The sequence below is a fragment of the Enterobacter sp. JBIWA003 genome (assembly GCF_019968825.1).
GTDB classification, from domain to species: Bacteria; Pseudomonadota; Gammaproteobacteria; order Enterobacterales; family Enterobacteriaceae; genus Enterobacter; species Enterobacter quasiroggenkampii.
The window spans coordinates 2,893,986-2,912,631 of the sequence record NZ_CP074170.1 but is presented as its reverse complement, the minus strand read 5'-3'; the positions used below and the strand labels follow the sequence as shown (position 1 = coordinate 2,912,631).

Annotated in this window: 15 protein-coding genes; 8 read left to right on the top strand and 7 right to left on the bottom strand. The window is 56.3% G+C overall.

Annotation, left to right across the window (positions count from 1 at the left end):
• The first annotated feature begins 87 nt into the window (after positions 1–87).
• On the top strand, positions 88–528 hold the full coding sequence (locus KGP25_RS14000) for a YcgN family cysteine cluster protein (protein ID WP_045908282.1): 441 nt from the start codon (positions 88–90) through the stop codon (positions 526–528).
• 105 nt (positions 529–633) lie between these two features.
• Here KGP25_RS14000 and dsbB read toward each other — a convergent pair whose 3' ends face one another.
• Entirely contained in the window at positions 634–1,164 is a 531-nt protein-coding gene (gene dsbB / locus KGP25_RS13995) for a disulfide bond formation protein DsbB (protein WP_045908244.1), read from the bottom strand.
• Positions 1,165–1,307: 143 nt separating this feature from the next.
• Positions 1,308–2,846, bottom strand: coding sequence for a Na(+)/H(+) antiporter NhaB (gene nhaB / locus KGP25_RS13990; protein WP_223539156.1), 1,539 nt, complete (start codon positions 2,844–2,846; stop codon positions 1,308–1,310).
• Positions 2,847–3,047: 201 nt separating this feature from the next.
• Here nhaB and fadR point away from each other — a divergent pair, with 201 nt between their 5' ends.
• Positions 3,048–3,767 (top strand): fatty acid metabolism transcriptional regulator FadR, encoded by a 720-nt coding sequence (gene fadR / locus KGP25_RS13985; protein ID WP_008500512.1) that lies wholly within the window; start codon positions 3,048–3,050, stop codon positions 3,765–3,767.
• A 116-nt stretch (positions 3,768–3,883) separates the two neighbouring features.
• Here fadR and KGP25_RS13980 read toward each other — a convergent pair whose 3' ends face one another.
• Positions 3,884–5,416: a SpoVR family protein gene (locus KGP25_RS13980; protein WP_023293929.1), complete on the bottom strand. Its 1,533-nt coding sequence runs from the start codon at positions 5,414–5,416 to the stop codon at positions 3,884–3,886.
• 321 nt (positions 5,417–5,737) lie between these two features.
• Between KGP25_RS13980 and KGP25_RS13975 the strand changes: the two genes are divergently transcribed.
• Both KGP25_RS13975 and dadX read left to right on the top strand, forming a co-directional pair.
• A complete protein-coding gene (locus KGP25_RS13975) occupies positions 5,738–7,036 on the top strand; it encodes a D-amino acid dehydrogenase (protein ID WP_223539155.1) in 1,299 nt (432 codons plus the stop codon).
• A gap of 9 nt (positions 7,037–7,045) precedes the next feature.
• Positions 7,046–8,116: a catabolic alanine racemase DadX gene (gene dadX, locus KGP25_RS13970; protein WP_223539154.1), complete on the top strand. Its 1,071-nt coding sequence runs from the start codon at positions 7,046–7,048 to the stop codon at positions 8,114–8,116.
• Between the two features lie 97 nt (positions 8,117–8,213).
• Here dadX and KGP25_RS13965 read toward each other — a convergent pair whose 3' ends face one another.
• Together KGP25_RS13965 and ldcA are read right to left on the bottom strand one after the other, a co-directional pair.
• Positions 8,214–9,947 carry a potassium/proton antiporter gene (locus tag KGP25_RS13965; RefSeq protein WP_223539153.1) on the bottom strand — a complete coding sequence of 578 codons (1,734 nt, stop codon included), beginning with the start codon at positions 9,945–9,947 and terminating at the stop codon, positions 8,214–8,216.
• 97 nt (positions 9,948–10,044) lie between these two features.
• Complete coding sequence (gene ldcA / locus KGP25_RS13960; RefSeq protein ID WP_223539152.1) at positions 10,045–10,959, bottom strand: muramoyltetrapeptide carboxypeptidase; 915 nt, start codon at positions 10,957–10,959, stop codon at positions 10,045–10,047.
• A gap of 106 nt (positions 10,960–11,065) precedes the next feature.
• Between ldcA and emtA the strand changes: the two genes are divergently transcribed.
• A complete protein-coding gene (emtA, locus tag KGP25_RS13955) occupies positions 11,066–11,677 on the top strand; it encodes a membrane-bound lytic murein transglycosylase EmtA (RefSeq protein ID WP_024909815.1) in 612 nt (203 codons plus the stop codon).
• A gap of 38 nt (positions 11,678–11,715) precedes the next feature.
• Here emtA and KGP25_RS13950 read toward each other — a convergent pair whose 3' ends face one another.
• Complete coding sequence (locus tag KGP25_RS13950) at positions 11,716–12,447, bottom strand: flagellar brake protein (RefSeq protein WP_048029456.1); 732 nt, start codon at positions 12,445–12,447, stop codon at positions 11,716–11,718.
• A 208-nt stretch (positions 12,448–12,655) separates the two neighbouring features.
• Here KGP25_RS13950 and KGP25_RS13945 point away from each other — a divergent pair, with 208 nt between their 5' ends.
• Both KGP25_RS13945 and KGP25_RS13940 read left to right on the top strand, forming a co-directional pair.
• Positions 12,656–12,910 (top strand): GlsB/YeaQ/YmgE family stress response membrane protein, encoded by a 255-nt coding sequence (locus KGP25_RS13945; RefSeq protein ID WP_008502662.1) that lies wholly within the window; start codon positions 12,656–12,658, stop codon positions 12,908–12,910.
• Between the two features lie 112 nt (positions 12,911–13,022).
• Positions 13,023–15,125, top strand: coding sequence for a TonB-dependent siderophore receptor (locus tag KGP25_RS13940; RefSeq protein WP_223539151.1), 2,103 nt, complete (start codon positions 13,023–13,025; stop codon positions 15,123–15,125).
• A gap of 64 nt (positions 15,126–15,189) precedes the next feature.
• Here the strand turns inward: KGP25_RS13940 and KGP25_RS13935 are convergent, their stop codons facing one another.
• Positions 15,190–16,875, bottom strand: a complete 1,686-nt coding sequence (locus tag KGP25_RS13935) for an alpha,alpha-trehalase (protein ID WP_223539150.1) — start codon at positions 16,873–16,875, stop codon at positions 15,190–15,192.
• A gap of 425 nt (positions 16,876–17,300) precedes the next feature.
• Here KGP25_RS13935 and KGP25_RS13930 point away from each other — a divergent pair, with 425 nt between their 5' ends.
• Positions 17,301–18,638: a carbohydrate porin gene (locus KGP25_RS13930; protein ID WP_223539149.1), complete on the top strand. Its 1,338-nt coding sequence runs from the start codon at positions 17,301–17,303 to the stop codon at positions 18,636–18,638.
• Positions 18,639–18,646: the final 8 nt, after the last annotated feature.

Here is an 18,646-nt window from a genome sequence, read left to right as displayed (position 1 = left end):
CTTGCCGCCTGAAAAGGGCGGCAAAACTTGCAACGACGTGCCAGACTCGTTATAAGGTGCGCTTTCTTTTGACGTGTGGACATACTGATGAACGACATCCCTTTCTGGCAAAGCAAAACTCTCGACGACATGACGGACGCGGAATGGGAATCCTTATGCGACGGCTGCGGTCAGTGCTGCCTGCACAAGCTGATGGATGAAGACACGGATGAAATCTACTTCACCAACGTTGCCTGCAAGCAGCTCAACATTAAGACCTGCCAGTGCCGCAACTATGAGCGCCGCTTTGAGTTCGAGCCGGACTGCATCAAGTTAACCCGGGATAATCTGCCCACCTTCGAATGGCTGCCGCATACCTGCGCGTATCGCCTGCTGGCGGAAGGGAAAGACCTGCCGGCCTGGCATCCGCTGCTGACCGGTTCAAAAGCGGCGATGCACGGCGAGCGTATCTCCGTGCGCCATATTGCGGTGAAAGAGTCCGAGGTGCGTGACTGGGAAGACCACATCATGAACCACCCGACCCGCTGAGATTAAAAAACCCGCCGAGGCGGGTTTTTTATTATATCGGGTGGCGCTGTGCTTACCCGACCTACAAAACCGTAGGCCCGCGCAAGCGAAGCGCCGCCGGGCGAATTAGCGCCCAAATAGATCGCGTTTCTTCGGTTTGAACGGCTGGGCGATCAGCACCAGCAGCGCCACGACGAAGTAGGCGGCAAAAATGCCCACCAGCCACTGCGGCATCTCGAGGGTCAGGAATTCCCACTGGCGAACGGAGCAGTCACCGGATGCAACAAACACCTGCGGCAGCCATTTATCCAGCGGCAGCCAGCTCGGGAAGCGGGCGGCGAAATCACAGGTCATAAACGGTGACGGATGCAGCTGCATCATGGTGTGCTGCCAGGAGAGTTCAATGCCTTTCCAGGCGCTGTACAGCCAGATCGCGATAGCGGCGTAGCGAAGCGGCGATTTCGGGGCAATCGCGCCCACCAGGCCCGCACCCATAATGCCGAACAGGGCGCAGCGTTCGTAAATACAGAGTACGCAAGGTTTCAGTCCCATCACGTGCTGGAACCATAGCGCCACCATTTCCAGCGCAAAGGCGGTCAGGGCCATTAACAACCACGCTCCGCGACCGCGGGAGCACTGGTTTAAAAATCTCAACATAATCATTTCCCTGGAACATGCTTAGAAATCGCAGTGTAAACGAATTCGTTTTTCGCGCCACCTGTACCTGGCGAAATAAAACGTAATTGGATGTTTATCGTGCGAAAAGGCAAACGGGCAGCGAACTGCCCGAGTTGCAGTATTTACTGCGCCGCAAGTATACCCGCTTGTATCAACCATTGCGTACAGGGAATGAGGGTAATTTTGACGCAAAGCAATCCCACGATCGTGAGCACCAGCGTGTAGGGCAGCGCCATCCACACCATCCGGCCATAAGAAAGACGTATGAGGGGGGCGAGGGCGGAGGTCAGCAGGAACAGGAAGGCGGCCTGTCCGTTTGGCGTCGCCACCGACGGCAGGTTGGTACCGGTGTTGATCGCCACGGCCAGCAGCTCAAACTGTCCGGCGCTAATCACGCCTTGCTCCATGGCCGCTTTGGCCTCGTTGATGTAGACCGTCCCGACAAAGACGTTATCTGAGATCGACGAGAGCAGGCCATTAAACAGGTAAAACAGCGACAGTTGAGCATCCGGCGACGCCTTTAAGACAAAGGCAATAATCGGCGCGAACAGATGCTGGTCGATAATCACCGCCACGACAACAAAGAAGACCGCCAGCAGGGCGGTAAACGGCAGGGCTTCGGTAAAGGCTTTGCCGATGGCATGCTCATCCGTTACGCCGGTAAAGGTGGTGGCGAGAATAATGACCGACAGGCCAATCAGCCCCACTTCAGCCAGATGGAGCGCCAGCGCGGCGATCAGCCAGACGCCGATGATCCCCTGTGCAATCAGGCGCAGCGTCTCCTGGCGCGTCCGCTGGCGTCGGCTCTGCAGATCAAATTTATGCAGCTCCTGGCGCACCGGCTCCGGAAGTTGTGCTCCGTACCCAAAGAGGCGAAACTTCTCCACCAGCAGACAGGTCGCCAGACCGCAGATCAGCACCGGCACGCTCACCGGCGCCATTCTCAGGAAGAAATCACCGAAGTGCCAGCCCGCCGCTTTGGCAATGATCAGGTTTTGCGGCTCGCCCACCATCGTCATCACGCCCCCCAGAGCGGTACCGACGCCGGCATGCATCATCAGGCTGCGCAGGAAGGCACGAAACTGCTCCAGTACCTCACGGTTATGCGCATCGACGTGGCTGTCATCCTGCAAATCCTCGCCCGGACGAGAGGAGGCCACGCGGTGATAAATACCGTAAAACCCCACCGCTACGCTTATCACCACCGCGACGACCGTCAGCGCGTCCAGGAAGGCCGACAGGAAGGCAGCCGCAAGGCAAAACGCCAGCGAGAGGAACATTTTCGACGGAATGCTGAGCAGCAGACGCGTGAAGATAAACAGCAGCAGCTGTTTCATAAAGTAGATGCCCGCCACCATAAACATCAGCAGCAGAAGCACTTCAAGATTGGATGCCAGCTCGGCCTTGACGTGCTCAGCGCGGGTCATGCCGATGACGACGGCCTCAAACGCCAGCAGTCCGCCCGGCAGAAGGGGATAACATTTCAGCGCCATCGCCAGGGTGAAGATAAATTCCGCCACCAACAGCCACCCGGCCATAAACGGGTTCACGCTAAAGAGGAGGGGGTTTACGACCAGGAACACCAGAAGTATAAGTTTGTACCAGTCAGGAGACTGGCCTAAAAAATTGCGCCACAGCGCGCGCCCAAATGAAATTTCCACGACAGACGTCCTTCCCCGTCAAGTAAGACAAAACATCAGTATACGCAAAAATCGCGGGCCGGAGGCGGATAACGCTGCAGTGTAAATTTCACAAAAATGAAACGGCGATCCCTCTTTTCTCTCTTTGCCGCGCTACCTGCCACTGCGTGCCTCTGGTATGATGAGTCCAATTTGCTAAAGCTGTGTAATGGAAATCTCACTATGGTCATTAAGGCGCAGAGCCCGGCGGGTTTCGCGGAAGAGTACATCATTGAAAGCATCTGGAATAATCGTTTCCCTGCGGGGTCCATCCTTCCGGCTGAACGCGAACTCTCTGAACTGATTGGCGTCACTCGCACCACGCTGCGTGAAGTGCTTCAGCGACTGGCGCGCGATGGCTGGTTGACGATCCAGCACGGCAAGCCAACAAAAGTGAACAACTTCTGGGAAACCTCCGGGCTGAACATTCTTGAAACGCTGGCGCGTCTCGATCATGAAAGCGTGCCGCAGCTCATTGATAATCTGCTCTCCGTTCGCACCAACATCGCGACGATCTTCATTCGTACGGCTTTCCGTCAGCATCCGGAAGATGCGCTTGCGGTACTGGCCAGTGCCAACGAAGTGGAAGATCACGCCGACGCGTTTGCCACCCTCGATTACAACGTCTTCCGTGGGCTGGCGTTTGCCTCCGGCAACCCGGTGTACGGTCTGATCCTCAACGGCATGAAAGGGCTCTACACCCGCATTGGCCGCCACTACTTTGCCAATCCAGAAGCCCGCAGCCTGGCGCTGGGCTTCTACCATAAGCTGAGCAAGCTGTGCTCTGAAGGCCTGCACGATCAGGTTTATGAGACGGTGCGCCGCTACGGTCACGATTCCGGTGAAATCTGGCACCGTATGCAGAAAACGCTGCCGGGCGATTTGGCGATTCAGAGCCGCTGAAATAAAAAACCTCTCGTATGAGAGGTTTTTTTTCGTCGGGTGGCGGCTACGCCTTACCCGACCTACGGGTCTTGTAGGCCCGGTAAGCGTAGCGCCACCGGGCAAAAAAGGCTGCACTACAGCGTATTCAACCGCGCCGGGCAGCGTTCCAGCAGCTCGACGCTCCCGTCTTCATTCTGCTGCTCCAGCTGCACGTCAAAGCCCCACAGGCGATGCACATGCTTCAGTACCTCTTTACGCCCTTTATCCAGCGGCGCGCGATTGTGCGGGATATAGCGCAGCGTCAGGGAGCGGTCACCGCGTAAATCCACGTTCCAGACCTGGATATTCGGTTCAAGGTTGCTCAGGTTGTACTGGGAAGAGAGGCGAGAGCGGATCTCACGGTATCCCTCCTCGTTGTGGATTGCGGAGATCTCCAGATAGTTGTTGCGGTCGTCGTCCAGCACGGTGAAGAAGCGGAAGTCACGCATGATCTTCGGCGACATAAACTGGCTGATGAAGCTCTCATCCTTAAAGTCGCGCATCGCAAAGTGCAGCGTTTCCAGCCAGTCAGACCCGGCGATATCCGGGAACCAGTACTTGTCTTCTTCCGTCGGCGACTGGCAGATACGCTTGATGTCCTGGAACATGGCAAAGCCAAGCGCGTACGGGTTAATGCCGCTGTACCACGGGCTGTTGTAAGGCGGCTGGAACACCACGTTGGTATGGCTGTGGAGAAATTCCATCATGAACCGCTCGGTAACTTTCCCCTCGTCATACAGGTGGTTGAGAATGGTGTAGTGCCAGAATGTCGCCCAGCCTTCGTTCATCACCTGCGTCTGCTTTTGCGGATAGAAATACTGGCTGACTTTGCGCACGATACGCAGGATCTCACGCTGCCATGGCTCCAGCAGCGGGGCGTTCTTCTCCATAAAATAGAGCAGGTTTTCCTGTGGCTCGGACGGATAGCGACGCGCTTCGGCGATCGTTTTTTCCTCCTCACGCTTCGGCAGGGTGCGCCACAGCATGTTCACCTGGCTCTGGAGATACTCTTCGCGGCTTTTCTGCCGTGCTTTCTCCTCCTGCAGGGAGATTTTCTGCGGACGTTTGTAGCGATCAACGCCGTAGTTCATCAGCGCGTGGCAGGAGTCGAGCAGTTTTTCCACTTCGTCCACGCCGTAGCGCTCTTCGCAGTCGGTAATGTATTTACGGGCGAAGATCAGGTAATCGACGATGGAGCTGGCATCCGTCCAGCTGCGGAAGAGATAGTTATTCTTGAAAAAAGAGTTATGCCCGTAGCAGGCGTGCGCCATCACCAGCGCCTGCATGGTAATGGTGTTCTCTTCCATTAAATAGGCGATACACGGATTGGAGTTGATGACGATTTCATACGCCAGACCCTGCTGGCCGTGCTTATACAGCCGCTCCGTTTCAATAAATTTCTTACCAAACGACCAGTGCGGGTAGTTGATCGGCATCCCGACGCTGGAGTAGGCGTCCATCATCTGTTCGGACGTAATGACTTCAATCTGATGGGGGTAGGTATCCAGGCGATACAGTTTTGCGACCCGGTCGATCTCGGCGAGGTAAACATCCAGCAGCTCGAAGGTCCAGTCGGGTCCATCGCTCAGACGTGTGTTGTCCTTGTTCAGGGAATCAATAGTAGCCATTAGCGCGCCCTCGTTGTGGGTGCTCTCTCTGTCTGGAGAGCCTCCTTTCAAGCATAGATCAACGTGTTAAAAAGCGTGCTGAGGCAGAAATTTTTTCTTTGCGATTTCGCGTTTTTGATACGGCAAAAAAAGGGCGTCCCTCAGCATATTATGCTGGTTAAAAATAACGCGCAGCAGGAGATCCCAAATTAGCACTATCCCCTGATGCTGGGGGATGTGTGAGGTAAGTCACCATAAAAAAGTCGTATGTTGAATAATATTTTCAACTAGGTTATCAATCTGTAATTAGAAGATTGTTCTTTTGCACATAATGGAGTGGCTATGCGTGTTGTCATACTGGGAAGTGGTGTCGTTGGGGTAACCAGCGCCTGGTATTTAAGTCAGGCGGGACATGACGTCACCGTTATCGATCGTGAGTCAGGCCCAGCGCTGGAAACCAGCGCGGCGAACGCCGGGCAAATCTCTCCCGGCTATGCGGCACCATGGGCAGCGCCGGGCGTTCCGCTGAAAGCGATTAAATGGATGTTCCAGCGCCACACGCCGCTGGCCATCAGCCTTGACGGCACGCAGTTTCAGCTGAAGTGGATGTGGCAGATGCTGCGCAACTGCGACACCCGCCACTACATGGAGAATAAAGGGCGCATGGTGCGCCTGGCGGAATACAGCCGCGACTGCCTGAAAGCGCTGCGCGCGTCGACGGGGATTGAGTACGAAGGCCGTCAGGGCGGAACGCTGCAGCTGTTCCGCACGGCGCAGCAGTACGAAAATGCCACCCGCGATATCGCCGTGCTGGAAGATGCCGGCGTACCGTACCAGCTCCTGGAAGCCAGCCAGCTTGGTCAGGTTGAACCGGCGCTGGCGGAAGTAGCGCATAAGCTGACGGGCGGCCTGCGCCTGCCGAATGACGAAACCGGCGACTGCCAGCTCTTTACGCAGCGTCTGGCGCAGATGTGCGAGCAGGCGGGGGTGAAGTTCCGCTTTAACACCGCTGTCGACAAGCTGCTGTCGGAAGGGGAAAAAATTTACGGCGTGAAGTGTGGCGAAGAGGTGATCAAAGCGGATGCTTACGTCATGGCGTTTGGCTCGTACTCCACCGCCATGCTGAAGGGCATTCTCGATATTCCGGTCTACCCGCTAAAAGGCTACTCGCTGACCATTCCGGTAAAAGAGGAGAGCGGCGCACCGGTTTCTACCATTCTGGATGAAACCTACAAAATCGCCATTACCCGCTTCGATAACCGCATCCGCGTAGGCGGCATGGCGGAGATCGTTGGCTTCAATACCGAGCTGCTGAAACCGCGTCGTGAAACGCTGGAGATGGTGGTAGGGGATCTCTTCCCGCGCGGTGGCTTTGTCGAGCAGGCGACGTTCTGGACCGGCCTGCGTCCGATGACGCCGGACGGTACGCCGATTGTGGGGCGTACGCCGTTCAAAAACCTGTGGACCAATACCGGACACGGCACGCTTGGCTGGACGATGGCCTGTGGCTCCGGCCAACTGCTGAGTGACCTGATTTCCGGACGCACGCCAGCCATTCCGTTTGACGATTTAAGCGCCGCGCGCTATCAATCGGGGTTTACGCCGTCGCGTCCACAGCACCTGCACGGCGCGCATAACTAAGGAGTTGTCATGTCCCGTCCTGTTCTGGCTCAGCTGAACCTGCAGGCCCTGAAGGATAACCTGCAGATTGTTCGCCGGGCGGCACCTGGCACACGCGTGTGGTCGGTCGTGAAAGCGAATGCCTACGGCCACGGCATTGACCGTATCTGGAGCGCGCTGAGCGCCACCGATGGCTTTGCGTTACTTAATCTGGAAGAGGCTATTCTGCTGCGCGAGCGCGGCTGGAAAGGGCCCATACTGCTGCTCGAGGGCTTCTTCCACGCCGACGATCTGCCGCTGCTGGATAAGTACCGGCTGACCACCAGCGTTCACAGCAACTGGCAGATCAAAGCGATTCAGGATGCGAAGCTTCACGCGCCGCTGGATATCTATCTCAAGGTGAACAGCGGCATGAACCGCCTGGGCTTCCAGCCTGAGCGGGTGCATACGGTCTGGCAGCAGCTGCGCGCGCTGAAGAACGTAGGTGAAATGACGCTGATGGCGCATTTTGCCGACGCGGAAAAACCGGACGGCATTGCCGATGCCATGGTCCGCATTGAGCAGGCGGCAGAAGGGCTGGACTGTCCGCGCTCGCTGTCCAACTCGGCGGCCACGCTCTGGCATCCCGAGGCGCACTACAACTGGGTGCGTCCGGGGATCGTTCTGTACGGCGCGTCGCCCTCGGGCCAGTGGCAGGATATCGCCAACAGCGGCCTGAAGCCGGTAATGACCCTGCGCAGCGAAATCATTGGTGTGCAAACCCTGAAGGCTGGCGACACGGTGGGCTACGGTAGCCGCTATCGGGCAAAGGGCGAGCAGCGGATTGGTATCGCGGCGGGCGGCTATGCCGACGGCTACCCACGCATTGCGCCGACCGGCACGCCTGTGTGGGTTGATGGGGTCCGCACGGGAACGGTAGGCACTGTATCAATGGATATGCTGGCCGTTGACCTGACGCCCTGCCCGCAGGCGGGTATCGGTTCGCCGGTTGAGCTGTGGGGTAACGAAATCAAAATTGATGACGTTGCGGCCGCAGCAGGGACGGTAGGGTATGAACTGATGTGTGCTCTGGCACCAAGGGTGCCGGTTGTGACAGTGTAACAAATGTTTGTGTCGGGTGGCGGCTTCGCCTTACCCGACCTACAAAACCCTCGAGTGTAGGCCGGGTAAGCGTTAGCGCCACCCGGCAAAAAAACCGCTACTCCGCTTCCTCTTCCATCGGCCTCAAACCGACTTTCCTCACAGCGTTATCTTCTTTCCCTGCTACCGTCCAGATCATCCCGGCAAACTCGACCTGATCGCCCACGACCGGGGCAGCGCCAAGCCGCTGCTGGATGATTTCGCCCAGCGTTTGCTGGCTATCTCCGTCTTCAGCACCTTCATCCAGGCCGTAAATCAGCGCCACATCGGCAAACCTGGCGCTGGCTTCCAGAATGAAATCGCCGAAGAAACGCTGGTCCAGCGCCACCGGAGGCGACTGGCTGAACAGCTTGCCCAGTGCGGGCAGGTCGCGCTCGCGGCCAATCACGCAGAGAATGTCCCCTTCGCGCAGGCGGGTGCTGCCGGTAGGGTGCAGCAGAACATTGTCGCGGAACAGGGCGGCAATGCGCGTTTCGGCCGGCATGTGCAAATCGCGCAGCGAAGCCCCCACGCACCATTTGTCGGCGCTCAGCTGATAAACGAACTGTTCCCACGGGTTCTCCGGATGGATGTCGAGCCCCACGCGGGAAACCGGCCAGCCCACGGGAGGCACCACCACTTTGGCTTTTTTCGCCGCCCACCCGAGGGACGTTCCCTGGAACAGCAGCGAAATCAGCACCACGAAGAACGCCACGTTAAAGAACAGCCGGGCGTTATCCAGACCCGCCATCATCGGGAAGACGGCAAGGATAATCGGCACAGCGCCGCGCAGGCCCACCCAACTGATGAATATCCGCTCACGCAGGTTGAAGCCGCGAAACGGCAGCAGGCCTGCAAATACCGACAGCGGACGGGCGAAGAAGATCATCCACGCGGACAGCAGCAGCGCTGGAACCGCGATGGGCAGCAGGTCTGAGGGGGTGACCAGAAGCCCCAGCACCAGGAACATGCCGATCTGCGCCAGCCAGGCCAGACCGTCGAAGTTCTGCAAAATGGCATGCCGGTTGCGAATAGGGCGGTTGCCCATCAGGAACCCGCAGAGGTAGACGGCGAGAATGCCGCTGCCGTCCAGCGCCGTGGTAACGGCAAAAATGAGGATGCCGCCGCTCAGCGCCAGCAACGGGTAAAGCCCCAACGGTAGCGATATGCGGTTGATTGTCTGCTGAAGCAGATAGCCGCCCGCCAGGCCGATAACAATCCCCAGGCCAAATTGCTGCAGGATATGCCACGCAAACGTCCAGCTCAGCCCGCTTTCGTGCTGCTGAATCATCTCGATAAGCGTAATGGTGAGAAACACCGCCATCGGGTCGTTACTGCCGGATTCAATCTCAAGCGTGGAGCCAACGCGTTCGTTGAGCCCTTTTCCACCAAGCAGAGAAAACACCGCTGCCGCATCGGTTGAGCCGACAATCGCGCCAATCAGCAAACCTTCCATGATATTGAGATGGAAGAGCCACGCGGCCATCATTCCGGTGAGGCCGGAGGTTATCAACACGCCAACCGTCGCGAGCGACAGCGCGGGCCCTAAGGCCACGCGGAAGGAGCTCGCCTGGGTGCGCATGCCGCCGTCCAGCAGGATCACCGCCAGCGCCAGGTTACTCACCATGTAGGCGAAAGGATAGTTATCGAATGGGATACCGCCAATGCCATCAATGCCGGCCAGCATGCCGATGGCGAGGAAAATAACAAGAATAGGTATGCCGAGACGCGATGAAAATGAACTTAATAAAATACTGCTGGTTACAAGGACCGAACCCAGAATGAAAAGGCTGATTATCGCTGCGGCATCCAATGTTCTCTTACTCCCACCTCAATGTTAACGCTGTTACTAAAACCCTAACATATTAACGACGGCAACAGCGTTTTATTAAGGGGGTATAACGGCTTTTTTATGCCTTTATGACAGGATGGCCGCTGATGGTCAGCCGGGAGCCGGAATCATTATGGATCAGGGAGGCGTGCGCCCCCAGCGCCAGGGTCACGGTGCGCTGCTCATGGCCAAAATCCAGACCGGCGATCACCGGAACATCCAGCCGCGAGCGAATGAACTCAATCATGGTTTCCAGGGAGTAACCCGCGTCATAGTCATTCGGGGCAGAGCCGCTGAAGCTGCCCAGCACGATCGCGGACTGGCGCTCAAGAATACCGGCATGATAGAGCTGCAACAGCATGCGCTCGACGCGGAACGGATGTTCGTTGATATCTTCCAGCACCAGAATGCCGTCCTCGATGTGCGGCATCCACGGCGTGCCGATAAGCGAAACCAGCATCGCCAGGTTGCCGCCCCAGAGCTGGCCTTCACATTCCCAGTGCGGTCCATTCCCCTGCCACTCCACGCTGTAGGTGGGATTGCGCAGCGCGCGCCAGAAGTGTTCCACGGTGAACGCATTCAGCTCCGGGGCGCCGAAATTACCGGCCAGCATCGGGCCGCTGAAGGTGATAACGTTATGCAGCGCCAGCAGCCCAAGCTGGATGACGCTGAAATCGCTGTGGCCGCATATCAGCAGCGGATCCTGCTGCTGGCGCTGCGCCAGGCCCTGCCAGTCAATGCTCTCCAGCAGCCTGCTCGCGCCATATCCGCCGCGCACCGCCAGCACTATGCTATTTTCACCCTTCAGGCTGACCAGGCTGTTGATATCATTCAGCCGCTGCGCTTCGGTACCGGCAAAACGCTGCTGGCGGCGGGGGATAATCGTCTGATTTTCTACCCGGTGGCCCGACTCCAGCAAACGCTGAACGCCCCGCTGCGCCGCGTCCTGGTTAATGCAGTAGCCCGACGGCGCGATGAGATGAAACTGAGACATGGCAATTCCTTGCTGAATGAGAAACTAATTGTCTATATCATGCCGCTTATACGCCGCCTGCTTCAAGAGCGGCGCACCGCGATGACCGGCTATAAGGATAGATGACGTGAAATTGAGATGGTTTGCTTTTTTGATTGTGTTGCTCGCTGGCTGTAGTTCAAAACATGATTATCAAAACCCGCCCTGGAACCCGGAAGTGCCGGTGAAGCGCGCGATGCAGTGGATGCCGATCAGTGAACAAGCCGGGAAAGCCTGGGGCGTCAGTCCGCGTCTCATCACGGCGATCATTGCGGTGGAGTCCGGCGGTAATCCCACGCTTGTCAGCAAATCCAACGCGGTGGGGCTGATGCAGCTTAAAGCGTCAACGGCGGGGAAAGAAGTTTACCGCTATATGGGCTGGAGCGGTCAGCCGTCGACCAGCGAGCTGAAGAATCCGGAACGCAACATTTCAATGGGCACGGCCTATCTGAGCATCATGGAGCACGGCGTGCTGAAGGGCATTAAGGATCCGGAGGTGATGCAGTACGCGCTGGTGGTCTCTTACGTTAATGGTGCCGGCGCGTTGCTGAGAACCTTCTCCTCTGACCGCAAAGAGGCGATAGAAGAGATTAACGGCATGGACAAAGACGAATTCTTTGAGCATGTGGCGAAAAATCACCCGGCACCACAGGCGCCTCGTTATATCTGGAAAGTACAGAAAGCGATGGATGCCATGTAATGCCGCAGACGGGCGGCGGTCACGCTGCCCGATGTTCCTTACAGAACTTTATTTGCGCGTTCCCGCGCCTCGCGCTCCAGGGAGTAGATAATACGCTGCAGCTCGCGCTCTGCGCCGGGCCCGACATTCAGGAAACGGAAGCTCAGACGCGGCGTGGTGATGGTTTCATTTTTGCTGTCCACGACGGTGCGGTCGCTGATGGCAATCAGCTGTGCATCGAAATAAAAGCGCCCCCAGCCCCCCATATCCAGTTCAATTTGCGTGAAACGCATGCCCTCTACCAGTCCGTCAGGCTTCGGCGTATCCATTAGCGCGCCCATACCGCCCAGCGACAGATCGAAGAGACGGAAGCGGATCTCTTTTTTGTCCGGCATTTTGGCCTTGCAGAAGTAAGCGGGATGAAGCGGGGCGTTGATGCGGAAATATTCGCGACGCTGGACAAACCAGAGATTGCCAGGAAGGGGGGTCACAAAGGCCGGAAGCCCCTGATATTCGCTCAGTTCCAGTCGCGACAGGACAAACTCCACTTTGGCGCCCTGCGTTTCGGCCATCACGGCGATATTCTCCGCCTTCAGCGCCGCGCGGTTTTCATACTCCTGACTGCCCAAATCAATCACCAGTCGCTCCTGCGAGGCGTCAAGGATCTTGCTGATGAACTGATTATTCGACCAGCTGATGCGCAGCGGCACTTCACCTTTTTGCAGGTCGCGTAATACCCCTAATACAGCCAGCGGATTTTGCTTGAGGAACTGCTCACTGTAATGACTCACGCCGGATGGCTCCTTGATAGATGACAGACTGTCTTAGCGTTATCGGCAATCTGCGATGAAACTTAATACAAACCGGTGAGTTTTTTTTGCCTGTTTAGGCAAAGATAAGTCGGTGAGAAGAAAATGATTTTCCGGCGATGACCTATACTTATGTTAGCTGTGCAGAAGGTTTTCTGCGCATGCGTTAAACCTGCAAGAGGGCATCGCTATGGGTATCATCGCCTGGATTATCTTTGGTCTTATTGCTGGCGCTATCGCGAAATTGATCATGCCTGGAAACGATGGCGGCGGCTTTATTTTGACCTGTGTACTCGGGGTCGTTGGTGCGGTTGTGGGCGGCTGGCTGGCGACGATGTTTGGCTTCGGAGGCAACATAAGTGGTTTTGACCTGCACAGTTTTCTGGTCGCTGTCGTGGGCGCCATTGTGGTGCTGGGCATATTCAGGTTACTGCGACGAGCATAACATGACGTAAACGGCTCTCTGCGGAGGGCCGTTTTTTTGCCTGCGTATTGATTTTTTAATCTAAATGATAATAATTGTCGTTCCGTATTGCATCTAACAACAAGACGACATTATGACTCCTTCACGTTTTACGCTATGCGCCCTGGCAGGCGCCGTCTCGCTCGCACTGCACGTTCCGGCATTCGCCGAAGAATCCACTATCGTCGTCACCGGCGCAGAGCAGGGCAGCGCGCTGCCGGCCTGGACGAACAGCGCCACGAAATCGGCCGTTGCTGAAAGTAAAACGCCGCAGGTCATCACGACCCTCTCTGCGCCGGAAATTGATAAGCGCCATGCGAATTCCGTGAATGAAATCCTGCGCTATGCGCCAGGGGTCTCAACCGAGGTGCGGGGAAATACCTCCTACATGAGCGAATATAAAATTCGTGGCTTTACCGTCGACCAGGAGTTCTACAACGGGCTGCAGCTGCCCTATAACGTCACCGGCAATACCAAAGCCCGCATCGATCCGCTGTTGATTGACAGCGTTGATATCCTGAAAGGCCCCTCATCGGTTCTCTACGGCGGCGGCTCGCCGGGCGGGCTGGTGAATATCCAGAGTAAAAAGCCACAGCGAGAAGCGCGAACCGAATTCGGATTTAACACCGGTAACCGCAACCTGAAAGAGGGCTATCTCGACTCAACCGGGCAGATCGCCGATAGCGACTGGAACTATCGCCTGCTGGGTAAAGCGACGGAAAATGACGATCAGCCGCACACCACCCGTTATGAAAACTACCTGGTTGCCCCGTCCGTCACCTGGCAACCCGACAGCAAAACCCGCCTGACTCTGGATGCGCTGGCGCAGAACTCCCCGAGCCTGACGCCGTCGAACCCGCTGCCGCTCGCCTACCTGCGCTCGAAATACGCGGGCAAGCGCGACTACGCCGGTGATGAGTGGAACGGATTTAAGCAGCGCCAGTGGATGCTGGGCTACAGCTTTGAACATGCGTTCGACAGCGGCTGGGGCTTTAACCAGAAGGCGCGCTATTTCGACGTTGATACGCATCAGCGCAGCGTCTATGCGACGGGCACGGGAAGCGAGGTCTATCAGCTCAACCGCTTTGCCTACACCACCGATGAAGATCTGCAGAGCTTCAACATCGATAACCAGGTGACGAAAACCGTGGCGCTGGGCGACTGGCAACACCATCTGCTGGCCGGGTTTGACTACCAGAAGCTGAACTCCCATTTCCACTACCGTTACGCGTCGGCCACGCCGGGCATGGATATGCGTCATCCTGACTATTCGCAGATCGGCGAAAGCGCGCTGGGCCTGTATACCGCCCAGAAAAACCGTCTGAGCTATCAGCAGAACGGCTACTACCTGCAGGATCAGGTGGAGTGGGGGGGCTTAAATCTGCTGGGCAGCCTGCGCTACGACGATTATCGCTCCGTGACCACCAATTATCTGCAAAACGGTGATAAGGACTGGGTCTCTCAGGATCGCGTCACCAAACGCCTGGGCGCGCTTTACGCTTTTGATAATGGTCTGTCACCGTTTATCAGCTATTCCGAAGGCTTTGCACCGGTGTCGCCGAAGGGAACGCTCGCGGCGAAAGACGTCAAACCGACCACCAGCAAGCAGGTGGAGGGCGGCGTGAAATATCTGCTGGCCGACTACGCCACTACCTTTACCGCCTCGGTGTTCAACATCCGTCAGAAAAATGTCGTCACCTCCGATCCGGGCTTCCTGAACTATCGTCAGACCGGGGAGGTGGAATCCAAAGGGGCTGAGCTGTCTGCCATCAGCCGCCCGACGGACAACCTGACGCTGATTGCTAACTATGCCTACACCCACGCGATCAATACGGAAGATGATAAGTACAAAGGGAAACGTCCAACGCAGGTGCCGGAGAATGCCTTCAATCTCTGGGGGGATTACACCTTTGAGAACACGCCGCTGAAAGGGCTGATGCTGGGGGCGGGGGCGCGCTATACCGGCCCGATGGAAATCTCACCGGCTAACGATGCGGGTAAGCTGGGCGGTACCACCCAGTACGATCTGTCGGCATCCTACCGGATGGGCGAAATCCTGCCTTCGCTGGCAGGGCTGACGCTTAAGGCCAGTGCGCAGAACATCACCAACAAAGAGACGCTGACCTGCTATGACGCGACCAACTGCTGGATTGGGCGCGACAGAACGTATCAGTTAGGGGCGAGTTACAGTTTCTAAGCCAAGCCCTGTGAGTTTAAAAAGTAGGCCGGGTAAGGCGTAGCCGCCACCCGGCAATACTCACTTACTGCGCCGTCGCCTTCACCGGCGCCACCTCATCATTCGCGGCAGGCCGATTCTCCGGCACGCTGTCGCACGGTTTCTCTTTCGGGCAGACCCGATCCAGCATCTTCAGCGTCACGCCGTTGCTCCAGCCGAAGCCGTCCTGCAGCGGATACTCGCCGCCGCCGCCGCCCGTACCGGTTGACGACACATCATACTTCTCGACCAGTTTCTTTTCCCGATCATAAGTGTGCTGAACGTTTTTCAGGAAGCGCCAGGTCACATCCATCGAGACCTTCTCTTGCCCGTAATTCTGCAACCCTTCCGCCGCGACCCATTGCAGCGGGGCCCAGCCGTTTGGCGCATCCCACTGCTGACCGCTGTTGACGGTGGTGGTCGCTATTCCGCCCGGCTGCAGCAGACGTGAGGAGGTTGCCGCAGCGACTTTATCGGCACGATCCTGCGCCGCCGCCTTCACGTAAAGCGGGAACAGGGCCGCAGCCGTGAGCTGATTGCGTACCTTCTTACTCTTCAGATCGTAATCGGCGTACCAGCCCTCTTTATCATTCCACAGGTGGCTCTCGATGGCTTTCTGGCGCGCGGTGGCCAGCGCCTCATACTTGTTTGCGCTGGCGGCATCGCCGCTTTCCTGGCTTGCCCGGGCCAGCAGTTTTTCCATCTTGAACATCAGAGCATTCAGGTCCACGGGCACAATGCTGGTGGTCCGGATGGTGCCGAGTTTTTGCGGATCGTCCATCCAGCGGGAGCTAAAGTCCCATCCCGAGGCCGCGGCGGAACGCAAATCACGGTAGATCTCGGTTGCCGGTCGGTTAGGGTTACTTTTCGCGGTATTCACATCGTCAAGCCAGGACTCCGGGCGCGGGGTGTCGCGATCGTCCCAGTAGCGGTTGAGGATCGCGCCGTCATCCAGTTTCACCACGCGTTTGCTGGCCTGGCCCGGCTGCAGGGCATCGACGCCTTCCATCCAGTAGGCATACTCTTTCTCCATCTGCGGACGATATTTCTTCAGCGCGTCGCTGTCATGGGTCGCCAGCAGTTCAACCATCAGTGAGAAAAACGGCGGCTGGGAGCGGCTCAGGTAATAGCTGCGGTTGCCGTTGGGAATGTGGCCGAAGGTGTCGATCTCATACGCAAAGTTATCCACCATGTCGCTGATTTTGTCCCAATGATCGCTCTCAGCCAGGCCCAGCATGGTGAAATAGCTGTCCCAGTAGTAGACTTCGCGGAAACGACCGCCGGGCACAACGTAAGGCTTCGGTAACGGCAGGAGGGAATCCCATTTGTTGCTGGCTTTATCGGTGGTGCGCGTCAGTACGGGCCAGAGATCGTCAATGTGCTCACGTAACGATTGCCCCGCCGGTGGAACATACTTTTCTCCCTCTTCGGGCAGGGTGAAATTCATCTCGACAAAATGGCGCAGGTCAAAGCTGGACTGCGAGTGCTGCATCCTGTAATCCGCCAGAATCATCAGCGGGTCACTTTTGGGGACTGCATCCGCAAAGGTTTTTTGATCGGGAAACAGTTTAGCGCTTTGCACATCATTGAAGAGGGGCCCCAGTAAAATATCGGGCGGGGTTGTCTGAGCCGCAGGCTGTTCGTTGGCATAGCCAAACGTTGCGACACCGAGCAGCGCGCCTCCCAGCGCGAGATGTAAACAAGCGGGGCGCAATGTACGAGGTTTTATCATCTTTTCGTCTCCTGTCTTTACCGGGCAGCGTGACCGCTGTTGTCAATCACCTGAAAACCTTAGACGAATATTGCCCGCTTCGCGTGTTGAATATCCCATTTTGCGCAGAACCAGACAAATTACCGCGTTCTCAGGCAGGCTGCAGGACGTTTGATAATTTGTTGTGGGAATGAAACCGGTCTAATTATTATCTTAAATAATTATATTTGTATTTTATATAATTAACGTCGGGCAAGTCGATGAAATAATAATGTGAGGCGGGTTGTGTTTCTCTCGTTAATAATAAAGGAATTATTCTGCCCGGTTCACACAAGTTAAAATTCGTAATTCAGTTATCAAAAAACATAATAGCGTTCCTGACTGTATTTGTACGAAATGGCGAAACTCAATCTTTGGGTATTTCCTTTTTAATCAGGACGGAATCTATGAAATTAAAGAAAATGGTTATATTGACAGGTGCGCTCTATTCCGGGGCGCTTTTAGCCGCCCAGTCCTCAGCAAGCGTGGAGGAAAAGCTGGCGCAGCTGGAAGCGCAAATCGAAGTGCTTAAGCAGCAACAGGCGACGGTACAGCAGGCAGCGACGGTCACCGTGCAGTCAGAGGAGCCGGTCAACAACGAGGCGCCACCGAAACTGACGCTGTCAGGTTTTGGCGATATTAAATTTTATGGTGACGTTGAGCTTAATATGGATGCCGCCAGTAAAACGGGTAGCCTGACGTCTGTTAAGCAAAGCGCTAATAACGACTGGGCACCCGGGGATAAAGAACGCTGGGATATTAATGGCCGTATTCTGCTGGGTTTTGATGGTTATCGTAAAATGAATAACGGCAATTATGCCGGATTCTCCGTTCAGCCGCTCGGCGATCTTGCTGGGCAAATGTATCTGGATGACGCCGTATTTTTCTTCGGCTCTGAAAAAGACTGGGAAATTAAGGTTGGCCGCTTCGAAGCGTATGATATGTTTCCGCTCAATCAGGATACCTTTGTGGAATACTCGGGCAATACGGCAGACGACCTTTACAGCGACGGCTACGGCTATATCTATATGCTGAAAGAGGGACGTGGCCGAACCGACAGCGGCGGTAACTTCCTGGTGAGCAAGACGCTGGACAACTGGTATTTCGAACTGAATACCCTGTTTAAGGACGGCAGCGATCTGTACGTCGATCAGCGTTATCACGGCGCGGAGCTTGAGAACGATAAAAACGTCGCCTACGTACGCCCGGTTGTCTCATGGCAGAGCGGACCGTTTTCAACCGCGTTCGCTATGGAGACCAACCTGGTAAACAACGCTTACGGCTATCGTGACGATGCCGGGCGCTGGGTCGATCAGTCAGACCGGACCGGCTACGGGTTTACTATGACCTGGGACGGACTTAAAACCAATCCGGAAAACGGGGTGGTCATGAACTTCAACACGGCTTACCTGGACGCGACGGGCGAAACCGACTTTACCTCAGGCATCAATGCCCTTTGGCGTAATTTTGAGCTGGGCTATATTTATGCTCATAACGAAATCGACGAGTTTAATACCTCAACCTTTGACGCCGAGTGTGAAAACGACTGCTGGATCAGCGACCCGGGCGAGTACGACATTCATACCATCCATACGTCGTACCTCATTCCGAACGTCATGAAGATGAAAAACTTCAACATCTATCTGGGCGCGTATGCGTCCTGGGTCAACGCCTCTCCAAAAGAGGGTGACAATAAAAACGACGATCGCTACGGCGGACGCGTACGCTTTAAATACTATTTCTGATGCCGTAC